22 protein-coding genes, 3 tRNA genes and 1 pseudogene are annotated in these 21,979 nt (G+C 43.4%); 14 read left to right on the top strand and 12 right to left on the bottom strand.

Annotation, left to right across the window (positions count from 1 at the left end):
* Positions 1-140: 140 nt before the first annotated feature.
* From UNITIG_RS17075 to UNITIG_RS17060, 3 genes are all read left to right on the top strand, one after another.
* A complete protein-coding gene (locus tag UNITIG_RS17075) occupies positions 141-989 on the top strand; it encodes a LysR family transcriptional regulator (protein WP_369809217.1) in 849 nt (282 codons plus the stop codon).
* A gap of 38 nt (positions 990-1,027) precedes the next feature.
* Positions 1,028-1,732 (top strand): glutathione S-transferase family protein, encoded by a 705-nt coding sequence (locus UNITIG_RS17070; protein WP_101759573.1) that lies wholly within the window; start codon positions 1,028-1,030, stop codon positions 1,730-1,732.
* Between the two features lie 279 nt (positions 1,733-2,011).
* Positions 2,012-2,701 carry a transposase gene (locus UNITIG_RS17060; protein WP_101759571.1) on the top strand — a complete coding sequence of 230 codons (690 nt, stop codon included), beginning with the start codon at positions 2,012-2,014 and terminating at the stop codon, positions 2,699-2,701.
* Positions 2,702-2,813: 112 nt separating this feature from the next.
* Here UNITIG_RS17060 and UNITIG_RS17055 read toward each other — a convergent pair whose 3' ends face one another.
* The 9 genes and pseudogenes from UNITIG_RS17055 to UNITIG_RS17015 all read right to left on the bottom strand — a co-directional run bounded on the left by UNITIG_RS17055 (position 2,814) and on the right by UNITIG_RS17015 (position 8,611).
* Positions 2,814-3,323: a hypothetical protein gene (locus UNITIG_RS17055; RefSeq protein WP_101759570.1), complete on the bottom strand. Its 510-nt coding sequence runs from the start codon at positions 3,321-3,323 to the stop codon at positions 2,814-2,816.
* Positions 3,324-3,639: 316 nt separating this feature from the next.
* Positions 3,640-4,629 carry a transposase gene (locus UNITIG_RS17050; protein WP_200821350.1) on the bottom strand — a complete coding sequence of 330 codons (990 nt, stop codon included), beginning with the start codon at positions 4,627-4,629 and terminating at the stop codon, positions 3,640-3,642.
* 66 nt (positions 4,630-4,695) lie between these two features.
* Positions 4,696-5,151 (bottom strand): transposase, encoded by a 456-nt coding sequence (locus UNITIG_RS23700; RefSeq protein WP_200821349.1) that lies wholly within the window; start codon positions 5,149-5,151, stop codon positions 4,696-4,698.
* Positions 5,152-5,303: 152 nt separating this feature from the next.
* Positions 5,304-5,840 carry a PEP-CTERM sorting domain-containing protein gene (locus UNITIG_RS23695; RefSeq protein WP_200821348.1) on the bottom strand — a complete coding sequence of 179 codons (537 nt, stop codon included), beginning with the start codon at positions 5,838-5,840 and terminating at the stop codon, positions 5,304-5,306.
* An 800-nt stretch (positions 5,841-6,640) separates the two neighbouring features.
* Positions 6,641-6,727: transfer RNA gene (locus UNITIG_RS17040), tRNA-Leu, on the bottom strand.
* A gap of 61 nt (positions 6,728-6,788) precedes the next feature.
* A tRNA-Cys gene (locus UNITIG_RS17035) sits at positions 6,789-6,862 on the bottom strand.
* Between the two features lie 51 nt (positions 6,863-6,913).
* A tRNA-Gly gene (locus UNITIG_RS17030) sits at positions 6,914-6,989 on the bottom strand.
* Positions 6,990-7,277: 288 nt separating this feature from the next.
* A pseudogene (locus UNITIG_RS24535) lies at positions 7,278-7,753 on the bottom strand (nitroreductase family deazaflavin-dependent oxidoreductase).
* Positions 7,754-7,930: 177 nt separating this feature from the next.
* Positions 7,931-8,611: an acyl-homoserine-lactone synthase gene (locus UNITIG_RS17015; protein ID WP_101759567.1), complete on the bottom strand. Its 681-nt coding sequence runs from the start codon at positions 8,609-8,611 to the stop codon at positions 7,931-7,933.
* A 109-nt stretch (positions 8,612-8,720) separates the two neighbouring features.
* Between UNITIG_RS17015 and UNITIG_RS17010 the strand changes: the two genes are divergently transcribed.
* A complete protein-coding gene (locus UNITIG_RS17010; protein ID WP_159931193.1) occupies positions 8,721-9,560 on the top strand; it encodes an autoinducer binding domain-containing protein in 840 nt (279 codons plus the stop codon).
* Between the two features lie 100 nt (positions 9,561-9,660).
* On the top strand, positions 9,661-9,864 hold the full coding sequence (gene csrA / locus UNITIG_RS17005; protein ID WP_101759565.1) for a carbon storage regulator CsrA: 204 nt from the start codon (positions 9,661-9,663) through the stop codon (positions 9,862-9,864).
* A gap of 88 nt (positions 9,865-9,952) precedes the next feature.
* On the opposite strand, the gene UNITIG_RS17000 is transcribed toward csrA, so the two are convergent.
* Together UNITIG_RS17000 and UNITIG_RS16995 are read right to left on the bottom strand one after the other, a co-directional pair.
* Positions 9,953-10,597 (bottom strand): sterol desaturase family protein, encoded by a 645-nt coding sequence (locus UNITIG_RS17000; RefSeq protein ID WP_159931192.1) that lies wholly within the window; start codon positions 10,595-10,597, stop codon positions 9,953-9,955.
* A gap of 80 nt (positions 10,598-10,677) precedes the next feature.
* Positions 10,678-11,649: a MarR family winged helix-turn-helix transcriptional regulator gene (locus tag UNITIG_RS16995; protein ID WP_159931191.1), complete on the bottom strand. Its 972-nt coding sequence runs from the start codon at positions 11,647-11,649 to the stop codon at positions 10,678-10,680.
* Between the two features lie 272 nt (positions 11,650-11,921).
* On the opposite strand from UNITIG_RS16995, the gene UNITIG_RS16990 reads away from it, so the two are divergent.
* The 5 genes from UNITIG_RS16990 to UNITIG_RS16970 all read left to right on the top strand — a co-directional run bounded on the left by UNITIG_RS16990 (position 11,922) and on the right by UNITIG_RS16970 (position 17,199).
* Complete coding sequence (locus UNITIG_RS16990; RefSeq protein WP_159931190.1) at positions 11,922-12,692, top strand: SDR family oxidoreductase; 771 nt, start codon at positions 11,922-11,924, stop codon at positions 12,690-12,692.
* A gap of 296 nt (positions 12,693-12,988) precedes the next feature.
* Complete coding sequence (locus UNITIG_RS16985; RefSeq protein WP_101759561.1) at positions 12,989-13,171, top strand: hypothetical protein; 183 nt, start codon at positions 12,989-12,991, stop codon at positions 13,169-13,171.
* 563 nt (positions 13,172-13,734) lie between these two features.
* Positions 13,735-15,102 (top strand): hypothetical protein, encoded by a 1,368-nt coding sequence (locus UNITIG_RS16980; protein ID WP_145999207.1) that lies wholly within the window; start codon positions 13,735-13,737, stop codon positions 15,100-15,102.
* Positions 15,086-16,066, top strand: a complete 981-nt coding sequence (locus UNITIG_RS16975; protein ID WP_200821347.1) for a 1-aminocyclopropane-1-carboxylate deaminase/D-cysteine desulfhydrase — start codon at positions 15,086-15,088, stop codon at positions 16,064-16,066. The genes UNITIG_RS16980 and UNITIG_RS16975 overlap by 17 nt, the downstream gene beginning before the upstream one ends.
* A 26-nt stretch (positions 16,067-16,092) precedes the next feature.
* The gene (locus UNITIG_RS16970) at positions 16,093-17,199 is read left to right on the top strand and encodes a cyclic nucleotide-binding domain-containing protein (protein ID WP_101759559.1); all 1,107 of its coding nucleotides are present in this window, start codon (positions 16,093-16,095) and stop codon (positions 17,197-17,199) included.
* A 5-nt stretch (positions 17,200-17,204) separates the two neighbouring features.
* Here the strand turns inward: UNITIG_RS16970 and UNITIG_RS16965 are convergent, their stop codons facing one another.
* Positions 17,205-18,164: a DUF1853 family protein gene (locus UNITIG_RS16965; RefSeq protein ID WP_101759558.1), complete on the bottom strand. Its 960-nt coding sequence runs from the start codon at positions 18,162-18,164 to the stop codon at positions 17,205-17,207.
* Positions 18,165-18,252: 88 nt separating this feature from the next.
* On the opposite strand from UNITIG_RS16965, the gene UNITIG_RS16960 reads away from it, so the two are divergent.
* From UNITIG_RS16960 to UNITIG_RS16945, 4 genes are all read left to right on the top strand, one after another.
* Entirely contained in the window at positions 18,253-19,128 is an 876-nt protein-coding gene (locus UNITIG_RS16960; RefSeq protein WP_101759557.1) for an NAD(+) kinase, read from the top strand.
* Between the two features lie 71 nt (positions 19,129-19,199).
* Complete coding sequence (locus UNITIG_RS16955; RefSeq protein ID WP_145999206.1) at positions 19,200-20,000, top strand: SDR family oxidoreductase; 801 nt, start codon at positions 19,200-19,202, stop codon at positions 19,998-20,000.
* 72 nt (positions 20,001-20,072) lie between these two features.
* On the top strand, positions 20,073-21,077 hold the full coding sequence (locus UNITIG_RS16950; RefSeq protein ID WP_101759555.1) for a metallophosphoesterase: 1,005 nt from the start codon (positions 20,073-20,075) through the stop codon (positions 21,075-21,077).
* Positions 21,078-21,101: 24 nt separating this feature from the next.
* On the top strand, positions 21,102-21,971 hold the full coding sequence (locus UNITIG_RS16945) for a rhomboid family intramembrane serine protease (protein ID WP_101759554.1): 870 nt from the start codon (positions 21,102-21,104) through the stop codon (positions 21,969-21,971).
* Positions 21,972-21,979: the final 8 nt, after the last annotated feature.

Below are 21,979 nucleotides of genomic sequence, written 5' to 3'. Positions count from 1 at the left end.
AATGTGGCGTTATTCTATGGCTCAATAGCTCTGTCGTAAATTGCACATAACTCAACAACTATTGTCTGTTTATAAACATTGATCTTATTAACTAAATGGTTCGATAATTTCACCTTAACAAGGAGACCGTCGGTGAGAGACTGGGAAAACCTTCGCTATTTTCTGGCCGTAGCACGTCAAGGCACCGTATCCGGGCTGCGCGTGAACTTAACGTTAGTCACTCCACGGTACTCAGGCGTATTGAACAATTTGAAACCATACTTGGCAGCAAGCTGTTTAAAAAGCTCCAGCGTGGTTACGAGCTAACAGCGGCAGGTGAGCAGCTCTACGAAAACGGACAATCGATAGAAATAAATATTGACCAGCTATTATCACAGGCCGAAGGCCATCATGATGTCACACAGGGTAAGCTACGTATCTCACAACCAGAGATAGGCATATTGAATATCTATCCTTTGTATGCCGAGTTTAAACGCCAGCATCCCGATATAACGTTGGAAATCCAAAGTACCATGGCGGCGCATAACTTGGCTCAGCAAGAAGTGGATATTGTTTTGCGGTTTTCCGAACAACCACCAGAGCTGCTGGTTGGCCGCTTAATCGGCACAGTTAAAGCAAAAGCCTATGCCAGTAAACACTACCTAAAGCAGTTGCCCAAAAATCACACCAGCAAAGACTATGACTGGATACAATGGCAGAGACCCAAAAGCGTTCCTGCGTCTAATTGGGTTAAAGACAACATACTTAATCCACGAATTGTATTCCGTACTCCGCACATGCCAGATGTCGTTAGCGCCATCCTCAGTGGTATAGGTGTTGGTTTTATGTCCAGTCATGAAGCCGCACAACATAAAAGTCTGGTCGAGCTGTTCGATGGAGAAATTATCGCTACATATCCACTCTGGATGCTCACCCATCGCGACCTACGCAATAGCGAGCGGGTTACCACTTTTATGCGTTTTATGGCAGAAAACCTACATCTCGATTAACCGATTGTATATAAACACTATTAGCAAGGTATATAACTATGGATTTTAAACATCTAAAACTTTACCACTATCCGGCCACTCGAAGCGCTCGGGTAAAATGGGCGCTTCATGAAACGATTGGTGATAACTTTGAGGTTGAAGTGGTTTCTCTCTACGATGGCGAGCAATATCACCAAGACTATATGCAAATAAACCCGAACCACTCAGTACCGACACTTGAAATCATCTTTGCTAACGGCGAGGTGAAGCAGATGCTGGAAAGCGGTGCCATCGTCAGTTTTCTTGCTGATGCTTTTCCGCAAAAAAATCTGGCACCCGCAGCCAACAGTTTTTCTATAGAGCGTGCCGACTATCAGCAAATGCTATTCTTTGCTGCCAGCGCTATCGATATGATGCTCTGGCAAATTCGTATTCATGAGCATGTGTTACCACCCAGTGAAATAGATCAACCCAGTTCAGCGCGTTATCGCCATAAATTTACTACTGAAGTCGAGCCCCAGCTTATTAAACGCCTGAACAAGCATGCTTATATTTGTGGCGAACATTTTACCGCAGCAGATATTATTATGGGTCACAATGTGATGTGGGCGAAAATGTACGGTATGTGTAATGATAAGGCGTTTAGTGCTTATTTATCATTAATATCCAAGCGGCCTGCTTTTTTGCAAGCCTTTGCGGATGCGGGTAAGTTTAATCCTGAGCCACCAGCAGGTTCAAGAATGGCTGGGGTTTTTACTGGGTGATAGAAGAGAAGAGGGCTGTGTCTTGCCCTTTGCCCTTGCGGACCGGCTTTAAAAATGGTGGATATAGCATGAAAAATTTTGGCTATTATTTTAGAGTTAGTCTCATTGTTAAAGCAAAAGGCAAGACATCTTCTTTTTGGGAAATAATCGGTACAAAGAAGAAATTTAAAAGTGTACTGGGTCGGAAGGCGACGAGCCGTAATAAGGGGTCGTAACGAATATTATTTGATCAGTTATTTGCCTTCGTGTAATGTGCTTTTTTGTGAAAAGGATTTCGCAATGCCTAGAAAAATTCGGATGTACCTACCGGGCGTACCAGCCCATATCGTTCAACGTGGTAATAATCGTAATGCCTGTTTTTTTTCAGATGACGATTACTTTTACTACAAGCATATTTTAGGGGAAGGGTTGCGTCGATATGGTGGGCAGTTACATGCCTACTGCTTGATGACAAATCATGTCCATTTAATAATTACGCCCACTGAAAAAGATAGTATTTCTCGCATTATTCAGCACACTGGCCGCCAATACGTCCAATACATAAATAAAACATACCAGCGTAGTGGCACTTTGTGGGAAGGGCGTCATAAGGGCAGTTTGGTGGATGCTGAACAGTATTTGTTAGCGTGTTACAGATATGTTGAATTGAATCCTGTTGTAGCTGGAATGGTGAATACACCGGACGAGTACCCGTGGTCTAGTTATCGCTGTAATGCCTGGGGTGAGGTTGATGACTTGGTTATACCGCACAGTATTTATCAGTCCGTTGGTCTCACGGAATTTGAGCGATTACAAAGCTATAGAGAGTTATTCTCTATACCAACTACTGAATATGATGTTCACTTTATTCACCAGTCAGTAAAGCAAAACTTGCCTACAGGGAATAACCGGTTTAAAGAAGAAATTGAAGCTGCATTAGGCCGAAAGGTTGGGCGGGGGCTGCGGGGTAGGCCAGTTAAAGCTGATTAAAAAATATTCGTTACGACCCCTTTAATTTTACCCGATTAAGTGTTTTCTGCACTTTGTAAAGCATGGCCCCCATCAATGAACTAGCTTTTTATTAGGATTATTTTTTCTTTAACTAGAGGCGTGCCCGCTTAACCCCCAGCAACGCAAGTACAGAGGACCCAAACAGCCAAGCTGTAGCCGGCAACGGGACAGAAGTTACACTCATGAACATTTTGTAGCTATTTCCACCCGCAGCCCAATAATGAATGTCTCCATTACCAGTACTATCAACCGTATTCAGCACGACATCAATTGGCAGCTCCCCCAAAGGGGCTCCGCAGTCTATACCTATACCTGGAAGTATAGCGAGCTCACATGATGAGTAGTTTATTGTTCCGGTCAATTCATTAATTACCCACTCAGCACTTGCTGTTGTAGTTAGGCTATCCCAGCTCCCTGAAAACTCTATAGCCCCTGTCAATGAGTCATAGGTGCCGGCACCGGTGCCGAACAAGTCTTCCACTGCAGCCATAGTTGTGGTTGCCCCTATTTCAACGTTTACAGGGATAATTTCCGCCCGCAAGACAGGGCTAGATAGCAGCAGCGGCGCTACTGCTCCAAGTGTACAGATAATATTTTTCATAATAACAAATCTCCCTTGTATTTTATTATCGTCTTAGCTCTCGATATTCAGGTTGAAAGCGGCCTTTATGATAGCCGTGTTCAAATATTTATCAAATTTATAATACCTAAAAAGCATATTGATATTCAGGTCATAAAATAAATAAAAACTCATTCGCACTTAACGAGGCTGTAGATTAATCCCAATAGAGCAGCAGAAGAGGATATTAACTAACAATCTGAATATTTCCCTACCGCTTATTTTTAAGGACTAAAAACAAACCTTCCTTTATTTTGATAGACTAATCATGCCCGATTCAGTCTTATATGGCCAGTATTTAGACCCTGTTGCCGTAACGCTGGATCTTCTCAATATTGTGTACCATACAATACATCAGCCACTGTGCATTAACCTTGGCTTTACCTCGTAAACTAAATCGACTCAGCCGTTTTGTCGTATTGATATTGCCAAATACCGGCTCAATAGTACCCAGTCGCTTGCAGTAAATATGTCGACCTTCATCACTATCGATTTTCGCTTTCATTCTATCGATACTGCTGACGCTTTTATTTTTCTGCCGCCCCAGCTTAATCGATACTTGCCGCCCACAGACTGTTGCCGGTCGCCTCATGCATTGCTTTTGCAGCGGGCAACCACTGCACTTATTTAGATAGCCGGTAAAGGATGCGTACTCATTGCCTTCTATAATTCGCTTACCACTAGGCCACATAGCATTACCCGCTGGGCAGCGACAGCGCTGTGTTACCGGATCATAGTCAAAGTCTTCAGCCTTAAACCATTTGGCTTTCCTGTTTTTCGGCTGGTAGCGGTCTCTATCAATAAAACGGGGGTCTCGCTTTCTGAAATTACCATCGGCTAAATACGCATCAACGTTTTGATCAAAACAATATTCAACACTGTCTTTGCAATGGAAGCCGGAATCGGCAGTCACCTTAGTGCTATGGGTATAGCTTTCACCCAAATTACTTGCAACGATTTCTATCATTGGTTGAAGTAAATTATTCTCTGGACCCTGACCAAAGGCCGCTGCGCCAACAATTACCTGATGCTTATCATCGGCAGCAGCAACACCATTATACCCCTGCAAAACCCCATGAGAAGTCAGCATTTTGGCACTTTCATTATCGGTAATATTACTCTTAACAATTTTCCCGTTGATACCACGGCGATCATCCGTGGTCTCTAAATGCTTTTTTATCTTACGCGACGCCTTTCGTAGTGCTTCAATATTTTTTTCTTCTGCAGCGCGGCGTGTATGGTCATTGCTCTGGCTAACGGCATCCTCTTCTCGATGCTTAGCGAGCATTCGCCTAACGGCTCTATCAATCTTCTTATGTTTTTTATTTAACTCCGCATGCGTGCCCGAATGTTCTTAGGAAGCGTTTGAGGGCATTTTACACCCGTCGATGGCGAACAAATTGCCGCCAATTAATCCCTGATCATCACAGACCATCAATACTTCAGTGAAAAGTGGTTGAATCACATCACTCATCTGCGCAATAAATTTTGCAATGGTAGTGAAATGAGGATGTGTGTCAGCTGACAACGCCATGAACACAACGTTTTCATTGCACAGCGCTTCAATATCGCGACTGGAGGTAAGCCCCCGTGCGTAAGCAGATAGAATAACCTTCAGCAGCAATGCTGGGTCATAGGCTGGCCGGCCAACCTCATCGTTTTTATAGCGCTCATCAAACACCTCCATATTGAGATGTTCATCCACTAAAAAACTGACCGTGTATTCGAAAGTACCAGGTGTTATCTGCTCAGAAAAAACAATAGGAATAAATTTGCTTTGATTAAGGTCGTAATCTTTATAACGCGCCATCATAAAATCCACTAAGGGGCTGATGGGGTTATTTTAAAACAATAAAGGCTATGAATCTCGAAGGAAAATGAATTTTTTAGGGTTTTTCTACAGCCTCAACGCCAAGCGAAGGGGCGAAGTGCGCAGCACTTTGTCCCGCTTGCGCTTTTTTGTTATGAGTTGCTGTTGGTAAAGCTATTCCCTCTTCTCCATCCTAGGCCTAAGAGCCCTACACAAAGAAGTGCAATTGTAGATGGTTCTGGAACGGCACTTGCGCCGACAATTATAGGTAATCCAGAATTATCATATGTGAAAGACCTAAGAGAGACAGTATTCGATGCTGAGTAATAGTCATAGGTCATGTAACCAAAATAGTCCCCAATGGTTGTATTACGCACAGCTAGATATAAAAGGTCATCCTGTACATAACCGTTAGGGCTAGGCCAATAATTTCCTGACCACCATTCAGTATCAGCGTTAATTTCATCGCCAATTAGTGAGTATGACCTGCTGAATCTTGTATCTAAGTTAAATACATTTGCATAACGGTTTGACGCGAGGTTTATGTCAGTATTCCCGTCAGCATCGAGATCAATTGGGACGTAACCACTATATGGAAGATTAGTAATATTGTGTTCAATAGTGATAAGAGTAGCATTAGCTGACAAAGACAATGCCAGAGTCGCTAATACGAGGGTTTGTTTCAGCATGGGTAGTACTCCTTGTAATATTAAATGATTTTTTTAAATTATAATAATTTTTATGAATCTCTAGTTTTTCGTTGATTTATATCTGCGCGGAAGCTACGAATAATGAAGCATCTTGGGCTACCCGCACTCATAACAGTTTATTCATAAGCCCCAGTCGCTATATCTCAATGGCGCATTATCCCGGAACCAAAAAAATAAAGCGCTGAGAAAAACCATCAGAAATCAATGTGTTATTAAAATGGAAGGGGAGTGTGTGCTTAGATAGTGAGCCTTATTTCTATTCTTATTATCCAAATCCATTCCCTTGATCATAAATCAGATTCTTGTTAAATCAAACACTTAAGTTAACCATATCCAGTGATATAAGGCCGTAGGCTACTGATCTGGAGTGAAAAAGGGCAAAAACTGGTGCTGTCTGTTGGGTAGGGCCTTGATTGAATATCTGATGGCGGCTTTGGGTAATGGCGCGAACAGTTACGGGCTTGTGATATCAAGCTTTTGGAGGGTTTAGCTGAAGGTGTACAGGGTTGATTTTTGGATTCTGAAGGATGTTTGTTTATGTCAGCCCTGTCTACATTGGGTCTACATAAAACATTATGTTAGTGAGCACTAATCTGGAAAGTTTTGCCCGGGGCCGGAGTTGATAAAAACAACCTAAGGGCTGTTTTCACCCCTGCGGGGCATCGTCGCTTTGCTCCTCGTCCAAATTGCCTGCGCAATTTGTGAACCTCACCGATTCAAGTCCTAGTATCGCAGTACTAAGTTGTGTGGAGGAGGGGATTTAAACTGTGAGAATTAAGTGGTGCCCGGGGCCGGACTTGAACCGGCACGCTCTTGCAAGCGCAAGATTTTAAGTCTTGTGTGTCTACCGATTTCACCACCCGGGCATCGAGGGGTTGTTTATACACGGCGGTAGCCGTGTTATTTACTGAGCGGTCAGTCAGTAAATGGAGGCGCGGGTCGGAATCGAACCGGCGTACACTGAGTTGCAGTCAGCTGCATGACCACTCTGCCACCGCGCCTTGATCTTACTCTGGCAACTTAACGGTGCCTTTACTGCGCTTGTTAATTATTGGAGCGGGAAACCAGGTTCGAACTGGCGACCTGTACCTTGGCAAGGTACCGCTCTACCAACTGAGCTATTCCCGCTTAATCTATAACAAGTCTTTCTGGTTTGGCTTGGCGTATTGCCTGTGGCCTTCCCGAAAAGAGCGCCTATTCTAATGGGTGCATTCGAAGTGTCAAGAAAAGACATCGTGACAGGGTTAAAAAGCTGCAATAAGTTATTGTTTTTGGTCGTTTTCAGCCTGCTGTCCGGGTGAGCCTGGCAATCCCCACAGCTGTGGCGGCGTAAGTTGCTTTAGGCTGAGGGTGATGCACATAGGCTAACTCATTGCAAACAGCATGACATCAGCTGCTCGCGTCAGATTTCTTACTCTAAGTGCCTAAAGGGGTAAAAATAAGTACCGGTATTCTGCGTACGCCCTCGGTGCGCGCGCGATACTCTTTATAGTCTGCATACATATCTTCCAGTTGCGGCCATAGTAATTGTTCTTCTTGCTCATTGGCTTCGCGCATGGTGTAGGTTTTTTTAACGCTGCCAATTTGAATTTGAGCTTCCGGCTTGGCTTTTAAGTTGAAGTACCACAGGGGTAATTTTGACATGCCCCTTTGGATGCTGTCATGACCACTTCTTCGCCGTGCATTAAAAATAGCAGCGGGATTTTTCTTTCAATACCACTTTTGCGGCCGACGGTAGTAAGGATTGCGACGGGCGAGCCCAGAAATTTGTTCCATACCCGGCCACCTGTAAGTTCATAAATAGTTGTTTGCCAGCGGCCGATTTTATTAATAATCCAAGTCCCGAATTTTTCTTGTTTGGCGCTATAGGGCTTGATGGGTTGTTCGCTCATGTGTATTCCCTTTAAAGTATTATCGCAATATCAATCATGAATGATGCACGGTGCAGCTGAGCCTGTCTTCTTAACATCTATTAATTAATTTGTCGGTTTCTAATTGTAGAGTTGGCCAGCGGATTTTTAGGGGGGGCAGAGCAATGGTCAGTCGTTGAGCATTGCTCTGGCGAGTGCCTATACCACGCCTTCTTCAAGGTAGTCATCCTGGACTGCCAGCGTTCTGATGAGTTCAACTTTGTTGCCCATGGCTGATTGCAACATTGTCATGCCCATTTGATACATTGAAATATCAATTGTTGTTGTCTGAATCATTAAGTCGGTATTATCCCGCTCGCTACGATACAGTTCGGACGTCTGCCTGGTGTTCAGTTCCCTGGCATTCATCCAGCGTTTTGCCTTACTAGTAATTACGCCAATAATCGCACTGAATGCTTTCTGTTGCGCTAATTCATACATTGCAACGCTAAGTAGGCCGGTGCTGAGTTGTCCTAGCCGGGTGCGGCTGCTTTTACCGACCCAGCGAGAGCTCTCCCAAATAGTCGGTGATTTTGGCAGCTTGGTACCATGTGTCAGGTACTGATAGCTACTAGCTTCCAGTTCATAATCGTAGATTGTGGGTAAAAATCTAACGGCACTGATAAGGGAGTCCTGACCTTTGGCAGTGGTTTCAGTTATCATGATATAAATGGTTGATGGCTGTTGATCGAAGTGATCTAACTCTATTTGCTGTTGATGGTTCATATTCACATAGGGATCATCAGGGTCAAAGCATTGATAGCGAAGTTGGCCGTATTGTTGTTTAAGGTGAACGGGGGTTTGGGTTGCGATGTAGAGCCGGGTTTGTAAGTGCTTCATAGTAACTCCTTAAATGATTGCTCAGAATTGAGCCCATTTAAGTTAAGCTATTGGCGAAGAATAAAACTACCTTTTGGGGTAGTTTGGTGTTGTGCGGGTAGGAGTGGGCGTGAAGAGCCAGTTTATAGATCTGATTGTTGAGGATATTGCGCCTGGCGGCTGCACCAGAGGTGCGAATGACCCGGAATGTATCAATCGCTTACAACAGACCATTGAGCGTGCAGCAGCTTCACTGGGGTTTCGATACTATCGGTTTGCTTTTCGCTTGAAGGGCATGGCGATTAACTCGATGATTTCACCGGGCTTTTATTTGAGTAATTTTCCGGTGGCATGGGACTCACGTTATATTGCTGAGCGTCATTATCTGTTTGATCCCGTTATCCGCTTCACCAGCGATTCGGATTCACCTGAATATATTGACCATGGCTATTGGTCGGAACTGATCGATAAAGCGCTGGCCAAACCGATTAATGTGGACAATCTAGGCGAGAAGGAATACTTGCAACGGGCGATGAATGTGTATTCTGAAGCCGCACAGCACGGTATCTATAGCGGTATTTTTCTGCAAATTGCCAATGATATTTATATCAGCGATTTAAGTTTTGCTACGCCTGAGAATACAAGCAACAAAGTCGATTGGCGTGAGGTTAGGGCAGGTGCTTTATTGTTGGGGGACATAATTAACTCTTTATATGACTGTGAGTCTTGTAAAGACGCGGGGCAAAACCCGGCTGATATTAAATCGCCGTCTTTGAGTAAAGCTGAAGCGGAGGTATTAAGGTTATTTTTTGAAAACCCCAGTGCTGGCCAAAAACAGATTGCTGAACTTAAAAGTTGTACTGTTGATAACATCAAAGTGCATTTAAAGAATATCAGAAAGAAATTTAATCTTCCTAAGGTTTCGGGTCATCAGCTGGCTAGGCTTGCACGAAACCAACATTTTTTGTAAAAACTACCCCTCTAGGTAGTTGTTATATATTTAAAGCCTGCCACTATCGTTGTAGAATAATAGTAATTTCTGCTTTGTAAATTTATGTAAAGAGGGTGCCGTGTTAATACTAACGAGAAGAATTGGTGAAACTGTGATTATCGGAGACGATGTTAAAATCACTGTCCTTGAAGTACAGGGTAACCAGGTTCGATTGGGGATTGCTGCTCCTAGAGAAGTTGAGGTTCACCGCGAGGAGATCTATCAACGTATTCAGCAAGAAAAAATGGCAGGTGTAGCTGGCGAGGCCAGTGGTAACCGCTAATTAAAGCGACGGGGGTATAGCCATATTGCTGCCCCTGCCAAAACCTTTCTGTTTTATTTTATTTGATCATTCGTATCAACCCGTCCGGCTATTCAAACGTTCCGAATAATTTGTCGTACAGCAATGTGATAGTTGCGTAATTCCCTTTGTGCATGTTTTCGTGATGTACCGAATGTTTTGCTGTAATCCAGCTGAGCGTTTTAAATGGAAAATACTGCAGATCAACATGGGTGTGGTTGACTGTATTGAGCTGAGTGAAAATCAAAAAAACAATCACCAGCGTTGCTGAGTGATACGGGCCTAGAAAGAGACCCAAGCCTACAATAGTCAACATAAATAACGCTATCCCCATAAACGTTTCCACTGGATGTACGTAATAGGCATCGATATGGGTGGTGGGGCTACGAGCCTGGTGATGTAAGGCGTGTACCCGCCGAAAATAACCTTGGCCGTGAAACAGAAAGCGGTGCATTAGGTAATAAAAAAAATCATAAATCATTAGTATTAAAACAGAATCGATTAAGATTTTTGTTACTGACTGCGTTTGCAGGGTGACAAAAAAAGGCGTAACAGCAATAAAAAAGATCAGGTTGCTAACAAGGCCGATAAGATTATTCCTTTTAATAATAGGGGGGTATTTCTCCTGCGCTTTACGCTTTTTATCTTCCGCATGATTCAATTGCCGCGTGTTTGCTAATGCGGGAATAGAAAACAACAGGGTACGTCCAATCATTGTGATTGCTATTAGCGGTATAACAAAACAAAGGGTTGCAAGCCAGTCATAATTCATAGTTGTATTTTCACCCTTTATTTTTAATGTGGAGCGGTAGCTTTAATAGCGTGTGTTGTGGCAGCGTCTTGTTGGCTAAGCAACTGCGCCAGTCTTAAACAATCGTCAGCGCTTAATTGATGTCTAAGCTTTGCCGCTAAGGCTAATAGTGCGCTGTTATCACTGTAACGCGTCGGCTCTATGTTCAGGGCCTTATGTAAATTAGCGACTAATGACTTTAATTTTATAAAATTTTTGTTACCCAAAATATCAATAAAATCCTGCTCTAATTCTTTGACTGACTGTACTGAATCTTCTATCAGCAATTCGCCTTGGGTTGTCAGTGTTAATAGCTGTTGTCTTGCATCGTGAGGGAGTGTGATGCGTTGGATGTAGCCTAATGTAACCAGCTCCGCTGCTATTGCACTAATTGATTGTTTACTGACATTGTTGATGGCAGCAATATCTTGAATACGGCGGCCACCATTACTAATTAAAGTGAACACCTGGCCGTGTGATAATTTTAATTGTGGATGCCCTTGTTCTATGGTCAGCTGCATCAGCCGTTGCATAATATGGTTACTTAAGCCGGGTAATAACGTTGCAAGAATAGCAGGGGTATTGTGTTGACGTCCGCTAATGCGTTGTTGGTCAATACCCAGGCTTGTCATCAGCATGAACAGGATATGGGTTAATTCACTTATTGCCTGTTGCCCAAGATGATTTGCAAACTGCTGCTGCAATGCAGCGGCTGCCGCCATGCCATCTTTTTTTAGGCGTATACCTTGTGGCGTTAACTTAAGAATTTTTCCGCGGCCATCTGCTGGGTCTGGCTGACGATATAGATACCCTTTAATTTCTATCTCGTTAATACTCTGGTTACAGGCTTGCTTACTGATATTTAATAAAGTGGCGAGTTCACTTGGTCGGCACCCGTTTTTATCCACTAAACTAATAAAGGGCTCAAAGCTTAGCCTTAACCCCTTATGGCCGCACTGTTGAATAAGTGACTGCATTATTTCAGTCTGCATATATCTGGATATTTCAATTATTTGTCGCGGCATATTGTAGCGATACTGGTGCCAGCGAGGGGGTTGTGGACTGCCTGTATATCATTCATTGGCCAATAGTAAATACAAGTACAAAATCAGTCAATACAAATTGACTTGTTGGTCTTGCTGCATTTACTATCTGCTGGCCAGATCTAGCTGATATCATAATTGCATGACATTGTCATATGCTAAGCAGCTTAGAAATAAATACTAAATCCAGTGTGTGGAGTCAGCTAATGTCAGTACTAACCAATAAAACCTATATCATTACGGGTGCCTCTAAAGGGTTTGGCTTGGCAATAAGCAAAGCATTGCTTGCGGCAGGCGCCAATATTGGAATGTTAGCGCGCAACGATGAGCAGCTACAGCAGGTGGTCTCAGGTCTTGCTACTGATTGTGCGATGGGTATTGCTTGTGATGTGACTGATGCCAAGCAATTACAACATGCATTTGCTCATATAAAGAATCACTTTGGCAGCTTGAATGGAGTGATTAATAATGCCGGTGTAGCACGTCCAGGTAGCGTTGAAAGTATTCGGGCTGACGACTTACACTTGCAAATAAATACGAACTTTATTGGTACTGTGCTTTGTTGTCAGACCTCTATTCCCTTGCTTCGGGGTGAGGATAATCCGCGTATTATCAATATTTCTTCCGCCAGTGCCTGGCATTACGACGAGATGCTGCACCTGTCGATTTATGCCGCTACCAAAGCGGCGGTGGAACGATTCACTCGCGATTTACGAACCGAGCTTCAAGAGGATGGGATTGGTGTAACCTGTATTCGCCCCGGGGCAGCCTGGACAGATTTTTCTAGCGGTTGGGATGAGGCTTTACTGACAGCAGGCATTCAGGCCTGGCACAAAGTCGGCACTACTATGGATACCGGAATGGAAACGGAGCATGTTGCGCAAGCGGTACTTAACTGCCTGTCTTATCCCGCTGGCGTTGCTGTAGATTTACTGGAAATACGCCCGAATATTCCTGTCCCTAAAATTCAACTGTAACTAACTTTTAAGTGACCAAAACGTAATATTGTTATTTTGATACTTTCGACGGCATTTATGTACTGTTTTCCGTGTCTAATAATCAACAACGTTAGTCCAGCATCCTTTCTGAACAAGGGCGCGCTGTACGAGAGCTAAATAAGACTGTCAGTCCGTAAATACCATAGCTAATTTTGATTCGATGCAACTGGCATCATCTTGGGGTATAAATCTTCTGAAGCAATTGTCAACATATTCCTGTACAATGGCTGCGATTTTGAACTTTATACAATGACTCCTTAAGGCAGGCACTAACGATGGCTAAAGCCAAGAAAAACACAGCAGAAACTGAAACTTCACGTTCTATCGACAATCAAATTAAAGAATTCCTTAAATCTGGTGGTGAGATTGAGCACATTGAAACCGGAGTCAGTGGCCAGCTGTCAATGGCACCGAACAAGCATATTACGCTCGGCAATAAATCTACTGCAAAGAGTTAATTCGATAGCCAAGCTTAATTTGACCAAGGATGCCCCCTTTAAATTAAGCAGCTTGTCTAGTGGGCCTCTTTTTATTACCGCTTGATGTTGTGCCCATCTGGCCATAGCTGCCACATCAGTTTTCCCTTTATGTTTGTTTTGCTCTAGCCTCTTTCCAATATTTAATTACCCCTCTGAATATCGCCACGCCGTTATCCTTATCAAGCTATAGACACCGGCTGATTGGTGATTCTGACGGGGTAGTTGAAAGTTTAGATATCCCGGTCATCCAGTAGCGCGGTCATGGCTTTATCAATCTGGGTGATTAAGACCGTCGATGCATTTTTGGGCTGGAATTGTTGATGGCTTAAACAATCATGTTGCACTCTAGTCCAAGCTTAGCAAAGACTTTACAGCTCAATCGCGAGGCCTGTAAGCTACTGAAGTGTAGATTGGTTCACAGCAAATACCATTTATCAGCTTACACTCCTGCCTATTACGGTCTATCCTCTTGTTAGGATATATTTTGGGGTGTTTAGTGTTTAAACAGTCGGTTTTTAACAATCAGGCAAAAGGTTTTGCCAGTGGCTAATCAAGTCAGCTATGAAGCTATACTATTTATGGGTCAGCATGGCGTGGCTAAGGAAATGCTTTACCCTGAATTTGAAGCAATTCTTGATCATGTGGTGGCTATTGACGAATTTAAGGCCCAGCAAGTAGCCGCCGTCTATCTTCGTATCAATCATCACTTGCAGATCCGCGCTGCTGTTTTTTTCTACCTCAATTTTACTGCTGAGGGTTATGCCGATTCCAGCTGGAACTTACCTTTACAGCACCTGGCAGATCAAGCTGGCCCCGGCCCTGATTTGGGCGCTGGTCCGATTAAGTTATCGTGCCGCAGCCAGTGTTCAGTGGCCTGGCATCAGCGGGCGCTTTGGGACCCGGTTATTGATGATAGTAGTGCTAGTAAAACCTTTCCTCAGTTAGTCAATGTTATAGCAAAAAACCGATTAGGTTTTGATGTGGTAATAGCACCAACACCCGTTGAAAAGGACGCGCCCAAGATAGTACCGCGAGACAATAATGGTGAGCAGGAGCAGGCTAAACAACAAAAGCGATTAAAAGAGCAATCGGAAGCCCGAATAGCAGCATTGGTGCAAGAGCATAAATTACGTATTGACTCACTTAAATCTGAAGCGAAATCATTTATAGAAACTCAGCAGCGTCGCTTTCAGCAACAGCTAGCAGAAGTAACAGAGACACTGGAAACAACCAAACAATTATTTTTAGAAGAGAAGCATAAAAATTTGCAGCTGAAAAAAGCCCAGCAGCAACAGGCAGATACATTGCATGAAACACGGCACGATTATCAACAACAAGTGCTGAGTAATAAGGAAATGGCTGATGACCATATTAAGGAGCTAGAGCAAAAGTTTGAGTTGGAGATGTCCGCGAGAATTGAAACCGCCACTGCAGAAATGCAGCAAATGTTAGAAATGCGTGAAGTGGAATTATTCTATCGCGATGAACAGGTTAAGCGGTTAAATGATGAAATAACTTTGTTGCGCCAACAAAAACAACAGCTGGCTAATGGTGGTGATCGTTTATTACAAACAATGAATGATAAGGGTGTTAGCTTTGTAGCTTATCAAATCGGACTGGATCAGATCACCTTGTCGATGGCTGAAATGTCCCAATATTTAGATTCTCCCTTAGCTTATTATGCTGAGAAAACGGGCCTGGATGTCAATCACTACCAACAATGGCTTGCACACTATAATAAGCCTCAATGCAATCATATAAATGATCGTGGCGAAGCCTGCGGCTCATCGATTCCTAGAGTTAAAACACCTCAGCGTTTTGTTTGTGGTGAAAATGATCGCTGCGTAAATCATAGTCGTGCTTCTGCTGCTTTATCCGAGCTGCTTAAAGTTCGTGAGCCAGTTAACTAGTTCAATGTCTTTGCCCCTGTTCGCGCCCTTGCAGCGTATTAATGATAAAAGGCTTAGTCAGTCCGGGATTGATTTGCAGGTTTTACGTCTAGATCAATATTCACCGCAGCTTTCAGGTAATAAATATTTTAAGTTGAAACTTAATCTTGAAGCCGCCAGGTCACAGGGATTTAGCCGCTTAGTCAGTTTTGGTGGTGCTTTTTCAAATCATATTCACGCGGTAGCCAAAGCTGGTCAGTATTATGGTTTCAGTACGATGGGGTTTATTCGTGGTGAGGAGCATTATCCGCTTAATTCTACCCTCCAGGACGCAGTTGATGCCGGCATGCAATTACATTACCTTTCTCGTGAAGATTATCGACTAAAGTCAACGACAAACTTTATTAGGCTATTGCCGGATGCATTGCGTGAAGCTTATCAAAACGCCTATATCATTCCAGAGGGCGGTAGTAATCTGTTAGGTGTTAAGGGCTGCATGGAGATTGTTGAGCATATTCATCAGCAAATCGATCGGGAGTATGATGCTATTGTCGTTCCATGCGGTACCGCTGCTACACTGGCAGGTATTGCTGCTGCAGTGCCTGCTGATAAACAAGTAATAGGTATTTCAGTATTAAAAAATAGCCAGTATCTTGAGTTGGAGTGTCAGCGCTATATTGAGGCTGTAATGGTAAAGCCAATACATTGCTGGCAAATATTGCATGAATTTCATCATGGCGGCTATGCTAAAACCAGCCAGGCACTGATATCGTTTATCGCTGATTTTTTTGATCAACATGGCATACCGCTTGATCCGGTCTATAGTGGCAAGATGTTTTATGGTTTATTTCAGCTGTTGAGTCAGCGCACATCTTTATTGCCCAAGGGACTTAGAGTGGTGGCAATCCATACTGGCGGTCTGCAAGGTGCGCGCGGTTTTAAAGGTCAACGCCAAAGACCTGTAGCTGCTAAATTATTAGCGTAGCCTCATTAGTAAGGAATTTAACAATAATGAATGAGTACAGTCCGGTTACAGCAACACATGCAATAGCCCAGCGCTTATTACAAACGCTGGTTCCAGTGAATGCACTCACTGTCGATCACCTGAATACCTTGTTGCGTGATCAATTTATAGAGTCTGTCTGCCCTGGCCAATTATTATTTGATCACAATGATTTTGACAGCAAACATGTGTACTTGCTCAGTGGTGAAATATCGCTGACTGATGATTCTGGGTTATCGACGATATTAACTGCTGACAATCCAATTTGTCGCTACCCATTAACCCATTTTCAACCCCGTCGTCATAGTGCAAAAACGCTGACAGATTGTAGCTTGATGCGATTTGATAGTGATCAGCTGGATGCCATGTTAGCGTGGGATCAAGCGTCACGTTATATCACTCTGGATATTGCTGCACAGAGGGATTTGGATGAAGACGCTGATTGGATGCTGACACTGTTAAATTCCAATTTCTTTTACAAAGTCCCACCGATGAATATTCGAAGTGTATTGAGTAAGTTTGAAGCCCAATATGTTGCATCGGGCGAAACTATTTTGCGTCAGGGTGAGCTGGGGGATTGTTGCTATTTTATTAAGGAGGGGGTCGCTGAAGTTTTTCAGGCTCAAGCAGAAAACCACCATTCCGAGCTTGTTGCTGAGTTAGGTGTGGGGCGTTGTTTTGGTGAAGATGCATTGGTCGGTGATAAGCCGCGTAATGCGACGATTGTGATGAGAAGTAATGGTGTCTTGATGCGATTGGATAAGCAGGATTTCTTTTTGTTGCTGAAACCACCGTTAACTCAGGGGTTAAGTTTTGACCAAGCTATAACTACCATTACAGAGCCTGCCCAGTGGATTGATGTCAGAACACAGGATGAATTTGAGCAAGGTCATCGTGCAGGCGCGATTAACATGCCGTTGGATTTACTAAAGCTTAAATCCCGCATGCTAGATCAAGCAAAACGTTATTTAATTTATTGTAACAGTGGTCGCCGTAGTTCAGCCGCTGCCCATTTATTGGGGCAAGATGGGTTTGATGCAGCGGTATTAAGTGATGGCGTAGCGAACCTTAGTCGGCAGCAACAGGAACAATTCAGTTCAGGGCTCAATAGTTAGTAGTTTCACTCAAATAGTGGCCACTGATCATTAGTGATCATAAATCGCTGTTCTTCATTATAACCCCCTGTGCATTCCTGCATCAGGCAGAGCATTAATGGACGCTGCTGTTGTTGAAAATACTCAAGTAATACTGCTTTTAATTGATTGCTATTCATTAACTTTTCTGTATTTTTCAATTCTACCCATGCCGGACTTATCCAAAGTGATTTTTCCAGCACTATCCAGTAAGCAGATGACAAATCTAATTCTATAAATTCTGTCAATGGGTACCAGCGCCCCTGGTGATGGTTTTCTGCCAAGGTGATTTTTTGATGGTTCGGGGTTGGTTGATGTAGTTGTGGATAAAACAACGTGCCTTTGATAATGATACTTTGCAGTAATTTTTCCGCGCCATGTTGCTTCAGTACAAATTTGCCTTCATCAAGTTGGGACAGTGTTATCTGGTGATCCAATAATCGATTAACTTTTTTATCAAGACGGTCATTGGCATTTGGCCCTAGCCAATGCTTAAGTTCAGCCGAGCATTCGGCTGCTTGGTCCAGAGTTATTAACGAGCTATTAAGATAATATTTGGTAGAAAGCTCCAAATGAGTAAATTCTTTTGTGGTCTTATTCTGGTAGATAATGTCGAATTCACCATAAGTTTTTTTGTCGCGATAGATAGGTAAATTATGAGCTATCAGATTAAGGTTAGTGTCTTGCTGAAGAAAAAACTGCCATAAAGCTTCAAAGTAAATGCCCAGTCGCTGGCTTTTTAATGTCGCAAGATATTCGAACAGTGGGCTTGGCTCTTTGTCCAGCTGCCGAAGCCAATGGATGCGTTGCTCTGTTAGCTCGAAGTTACCGCTACTAATAGGTTTGTCATCGCTTGCGAAGCTAAAATCATTGATTAAATTTGCACCAAAGCATGCCCAGGCTAAGTCCCGTACCACTTGTTGCTTGAAAAAGGGGATTGTTTGCATAGATTTTACTCAGCAGGGCGGCTGCTGGTTCTGCTCAAGTTGAAAATTAAGTATACTGCGGGCAACTATAACAGCAGATTTGATCGCTATGGGTGAATTTAAAACAATTGGTATTATTGGTCGTGAAAGCGATGCGGTGGGTGAATCCCTCAAAGTGCTTACCCGCTTTTTAAAGAAGCGGTCCGTAAAGGTGCTACTGAGTGAAAAAATTGCATCGTTGCTTCCCAATACTCAACTCCCTATTTGCAACCGTACCCAGCTTGGTGAAAGTTGTGATTTGATTATTGTGTTAGGTGGTGATGGCAGTTTGCTCGGTGCAGCAAGGATGCTTGCCAGGCACAATGTTCCAGTATTAGGTATTAATCGTGGGCGGCTGGGGTTTTTGACCGACATTTTACCTGATGAGCTGGAACAAAATGTCGGCAATGTGCTGGATGGACACTATGTGCTCGATAAACGCTTCTTGTTAAATGCTGTGGTCAAGCGTGGTGCGGAAACAATCGGCCGCGCAGAAGCTTTAAACGATGTAGTGGTTAACTCAGGCACATCAGCGCAAATGATTGAATTTGACTTGTATGTTGATAATGAGTTTGTGTATCGGCAACGTTCTGATGGCTTGATTGTTTCTACCCCGACAGGCTCAACCGCCTACTCGCTATCGGGCGGCGGTCCCATTATGCATCCAAAACTGGACGCTGTGGTTCTAGTACCTATGTTTCCTCATACCTTAAGTAGCCGGCCAATTGTTATCGATGGCAATAGTGAAATACGGATTGAAGTGAATGGCAGGAATGCGATTCATCCCCCGGTTACCTGCGATGGACAGGTCATTATTACTGCGGAACCTGGCGACACCATTTTTATTAATAAAAAGCGGCATAAATTGAAGTTAATCCATCCGGTAGATCATAGTTTTTATGCCAGTTGCCGCGATAAGCTGGGCTGGGGCAGTGCACTGGTATAGAGAGATTAATTGTAACTTTTACAGTGGCGTCGCATACGTCTACGTTCAGACATAATAGATTGGGGTTTGATGTGCAGATTTTTATACGGCTTGTTTTTACTTTCGCGATACTGATGCCCGTGACTGGCTGGCCTGATGCTGGAAATGAAACGTACCAATCTACTATTCTGATTACAGGGGCTAACCGAGGTATCGGCCTTGAGTTTGTAAGGCAGTATAGCCAGCTGCAGTGGAAAGTGATAGCTACTGCTAGAAAACCAGCTGAGGCTGATGAGTTAAATGCACTAGCCAGCAACAATAACAATATTGTTATCGAGCAACTGGATGTCACTGATCACCAGCGCATTGATGAATTGGCTCAAAAATATCAATCACAAGCGATTGATATTCTAATGAATAATGCTGCTATTACGCCAAAGTATCTTTCCGCATTCAGGTCGCTCGATGGTGTCGATTTAAACATGGCCCGGTTAAGTTTTGATGTTAATGCTATGGGCCCACTGAAAATGGCGCAAGCATTTATGCCACATGTTGAAGCATCTCAACAAAAAAAGATTATCGTCATTTCTAGCAAAGCAGGTTCTTTTGCCGAGAGTCCTGAGGCCGCAATGATGTACAGCTACAGGGCTAGCAAGGCTGCACTTAATATGTATATGTATACGCTCGCTTTTGAGACAGAAAAGCGCGGTATTATTCTCACTTTATTATCTCCCGGGACAGTGAATACCATGGGTTTTTTCGGCCGATTTATGCCTGGTTCCATCCAGCCTGAAGAAAGTGTTAGTAATATGGTTAATGTTATTGCCGAGCTTAAACTACAAGACAATGGAAAGATGCTAAATCATATTGATGGCTCGGTGATCAGTTGGTAATAAGGTCAGGTTATCCATTGAAGTATGACGCGGAGTTTGTATTTTCGATTTCTGTTGTATTAGGCGTTGATTATGACTGCTGCTGAACCTCTTAATAGTGACAGACACTTTGCTGGTTATGATCTCATCGGAGATGTGCATGGCTGTGCGGACAGTTTAGTAAAACTACTCACCTTGCTGGGTTACAGTAAGCAGCGAGGAGCCTATCAATTTTCCAATCCGTCCCGGCCTAGACAAATCATTTTTATGGGCGATATTCTCGATCGTGGCCCGAAGATTCGCGAGGCAATGCTGATAATTAGAGAAATGGTTGAGAGTGGAAGCGCTCAAATTGTTATGGGTAATCATGAATATAATGCCTTGGGCTATACAACATTGGCACCCGGCAATAGTAATAAAACCTATTTACGAGAACACACCGAAAGCCATACCCATTCGATTCAGCAGACTCTGGATCAATACGCAAATCACCCTGGAGACTGGAGTGATACTTTGCAGTGGATCTACCAATGGCCATTGTTTTTAGAGTTCGAAAGTTTCAGGGTTGTTCATGCCTGTTGGGATCAGCAGCTTATCGATGAATTTTTATTACAGCGACCTGATGCAACGATAGATCATGCATTTTTGCTTAAATCCCAGGATTATAAAAATTTTGCAGGACGTTTTATGAGTCGAACGGTTCGCGGTGTTAGCTTAATGCTGCCTGATAATTTATCGATGATCGGGCAGGATGGATATACGCGCCGCGCTTTTAGGGCTAAGTATTGGGTTAAAAACCCCCGTACTTACGGTGATGTAGAATTTCAACCCGATGCTTTGTCATCAACGGTTGCTAAGACATTGTTAAGTGCAGCCGAAATACAACAGATTCCATACTATGATAAGCATCAGCGCCCTTTGTTTATTGGGCATTATTGGCAAAGTGGTGATCCTGCGCCACTCACTCCCAATGTTGCTTGTCTTGATTATAGTGCGGTAAAAAATGGGCGATTAGTGGCTTATCGCATGGATGGTGAGCAACACTTAACTGCTAACAAATTTACTTGGGTGCATGGTAATGAAACGCTCGAGTTATAGAATTCCTGATGTTGAGTAGTGAATATGGGTGAAATTGTCGTAGTTAATGTCGGACTGGACGAGGACCTTCAGGCATTTAGCCAGTACCTGTGGCAGCAGGGTGTTGCGCATCGCGTAATAGAGAGTGAGGGGCGCCGCCTGTTGTTGGTCGGCGATAAAACGGTGGCAGCCCAGGTTCACGACATCTATCAACAATGGCAAGATGGTGTGGAAGAATTACCAGCGATTAATTTACCACCAAAACCTGAGGCCGCTGTAATCGCCAGTAAGCTTTTTCAACACTTACCTGTAACGATCGTTTTTATTGCCCTGAGTATTGTTGGCTTTCTTATTGTTTCCTTCGATCGTGATTATGATCTAGTCAAATATTTTACTTTTTTCGATTTCGATCGAGTGAGACAGTATGTAGTCTTTAGTATTCCTGAAGGGCAGTATTGGCGCTTGATTACCCCTATCTTTCTACATTTTGGATTAATGCACATCGCTTTTAATATGTGTTTGTTGTGGTTCGTTGGCCAGCGCATTGAGTTGCTTCAGGGCAGTGTTAGAATGCTGGGCATCACTATGGTTATCGGTTTAGGGTCTAACATACTTCAAGCCAAGTATGCCGAGGTGTCAATATTTGGAGGCATGTCGGGTGTAGTCTATGGCTTGCTCGGGTACGGCTGGATTTGGAGTCTATTAAGGCCAGCTAAAAATTTGCAAATCCCAAACGTAATTTTATATTTTTCTTTAGGGATGATGGTGTTGGGTTTTGCCGGTTTTGCCGGCATGCTTGGGGCTGGTAAAATCGCCAATGTTGCCCATTTAGGCGGTTTAATTATGGGCTGTTTGATGGGGTTAGGCGCGGCTCTGATTGATAAGTTTTCTGCCGATCAGCAGATTCAGAACTAGCTTTATGG

Source organism: Oceanicoccus sp. KOV_DT_Chl (assembly GCF_900120175.1).
Lineage (GTDB): Bacteria > Pseudomonadota > Gammaproteobacteria > Pseudomonadales > Dasaniaceae > Oceanicoccus.
This window is presented reverse-complemented; position numbering and strand designations above follow the sequence as displayed.

Bases quoted from the DNA above. Each gene is read 5' to 3' on its own strand.
- UNITIG_RS17070 (WP_101759573.1), top strand. From the start codon at position 1,028: ATGGATTTTAAACATCTAAAACTTTACCACTATCCGGCCACTCGAAGC.
- UNITIG_RS17060 (WP_101759571.1), top strand. From the start codon at position 2,012: ATGCCTAGAAAAATTCGGATGTACCTACCGGGCGTACCAGCCCATATC.
- UNITIG_RS17055 (WP_101759570.1), bottom strand. From the start codon at position 3,323: ATGAAAAATATTATCTGTACACTTGGAGCAGTAGCGCCGCTGCTGCTA.
- UNITIG_RS17050 (WP_200821350.1), bottom strand. From the start codon at position 4,629: ATGCTCGCTAAGCATCGAGAAGAGGATGCCGTTAGCCAGAGCAATGAC.
- UNITIG_RS23700 (WP_200821349.1), bottom strand. From the start codon at position 5,151: ATGGCGCGTTATAAAGATTACGACCTTAATCAAAGCAAATTTATTCCT.
- UNITIG_RS23695 (WP_200821348.1), bottom strand. From the start codon at position 5,840: ATGCTGAAACAAACCCTCGTATTAGCGACTCTGGCATTGTCTTTGTCA.
- UNITIG_RS17015 (WP_101759567.1), bottom strand. From the start codon at position 8,611: ATGAAGCACTTACAAACCCGGCTCTACATCGCAACCCAAACCCCCGTT.
- UNITIG_RS17000 (WP_159931192.1), bottom strand. From the start codon at position 10,597: ATGATTGGACGTACCCTGTTGTTTTCTATTCCCGCATTAGCAAACACG.
- UNITIG_RS16995 (WP_159931191.1), bottom strand. From the start codon at position 11,649: ATGCAGTCACTTATTCAACAGTGCGGCCATAAGGGGTTAAGGCTAAGC.
- UNITIG_RS16990 (WP_159931190.1), top strand. From the start codon at position 11,922: ATGTCAGTACTAACCAATAAAACCTATATCATTACGGGTGCCTCTAAA.
- UNITIG_RS16985 (WP_101759561.1), top strand. From the start codon at position 12,989: ATGGCTAAAGCCAAGAAAAACACAGCAGAAACTGAAACTTCACGTTCT.
- UNITIG_RS16970 (WP_101759559.1), top strand. From the start codon at position 16,093: ATGAATGAGTACAGTCCGGTTACAGCAACACATGCAATAGCCCAGCGC.
- UNITIG_RS16965 (WP_101759558.1), bottom strand. From the start codon at position 18,164: ATGCAAACAATCCCCTTTTTCAAGCAACAAGTGGTACGGGACTTAGCC.
- UNITIG_RS16960 (WP_101759557.1), top strand. From the start codon at position 18,253: ATGGGTGAATTTAAAACAATTGGTATTATTGGTCGTGAAAGCGATGCG.
- UNITIG_RS16950 (WP_101759555.1), top strand. From the start codon at position 20,073: ATGACTGCTGCTGAACCTCTTAATAGTGACAGACACTTTGCTGGTTAT.
- UNITIG_RS16945 (WP_101759554.1), top strand. From the start codon at position 21,102: ATGGGTGAAATTGTCGTAGTTAATGTCGGACTGGACGAGGACCTTCAG.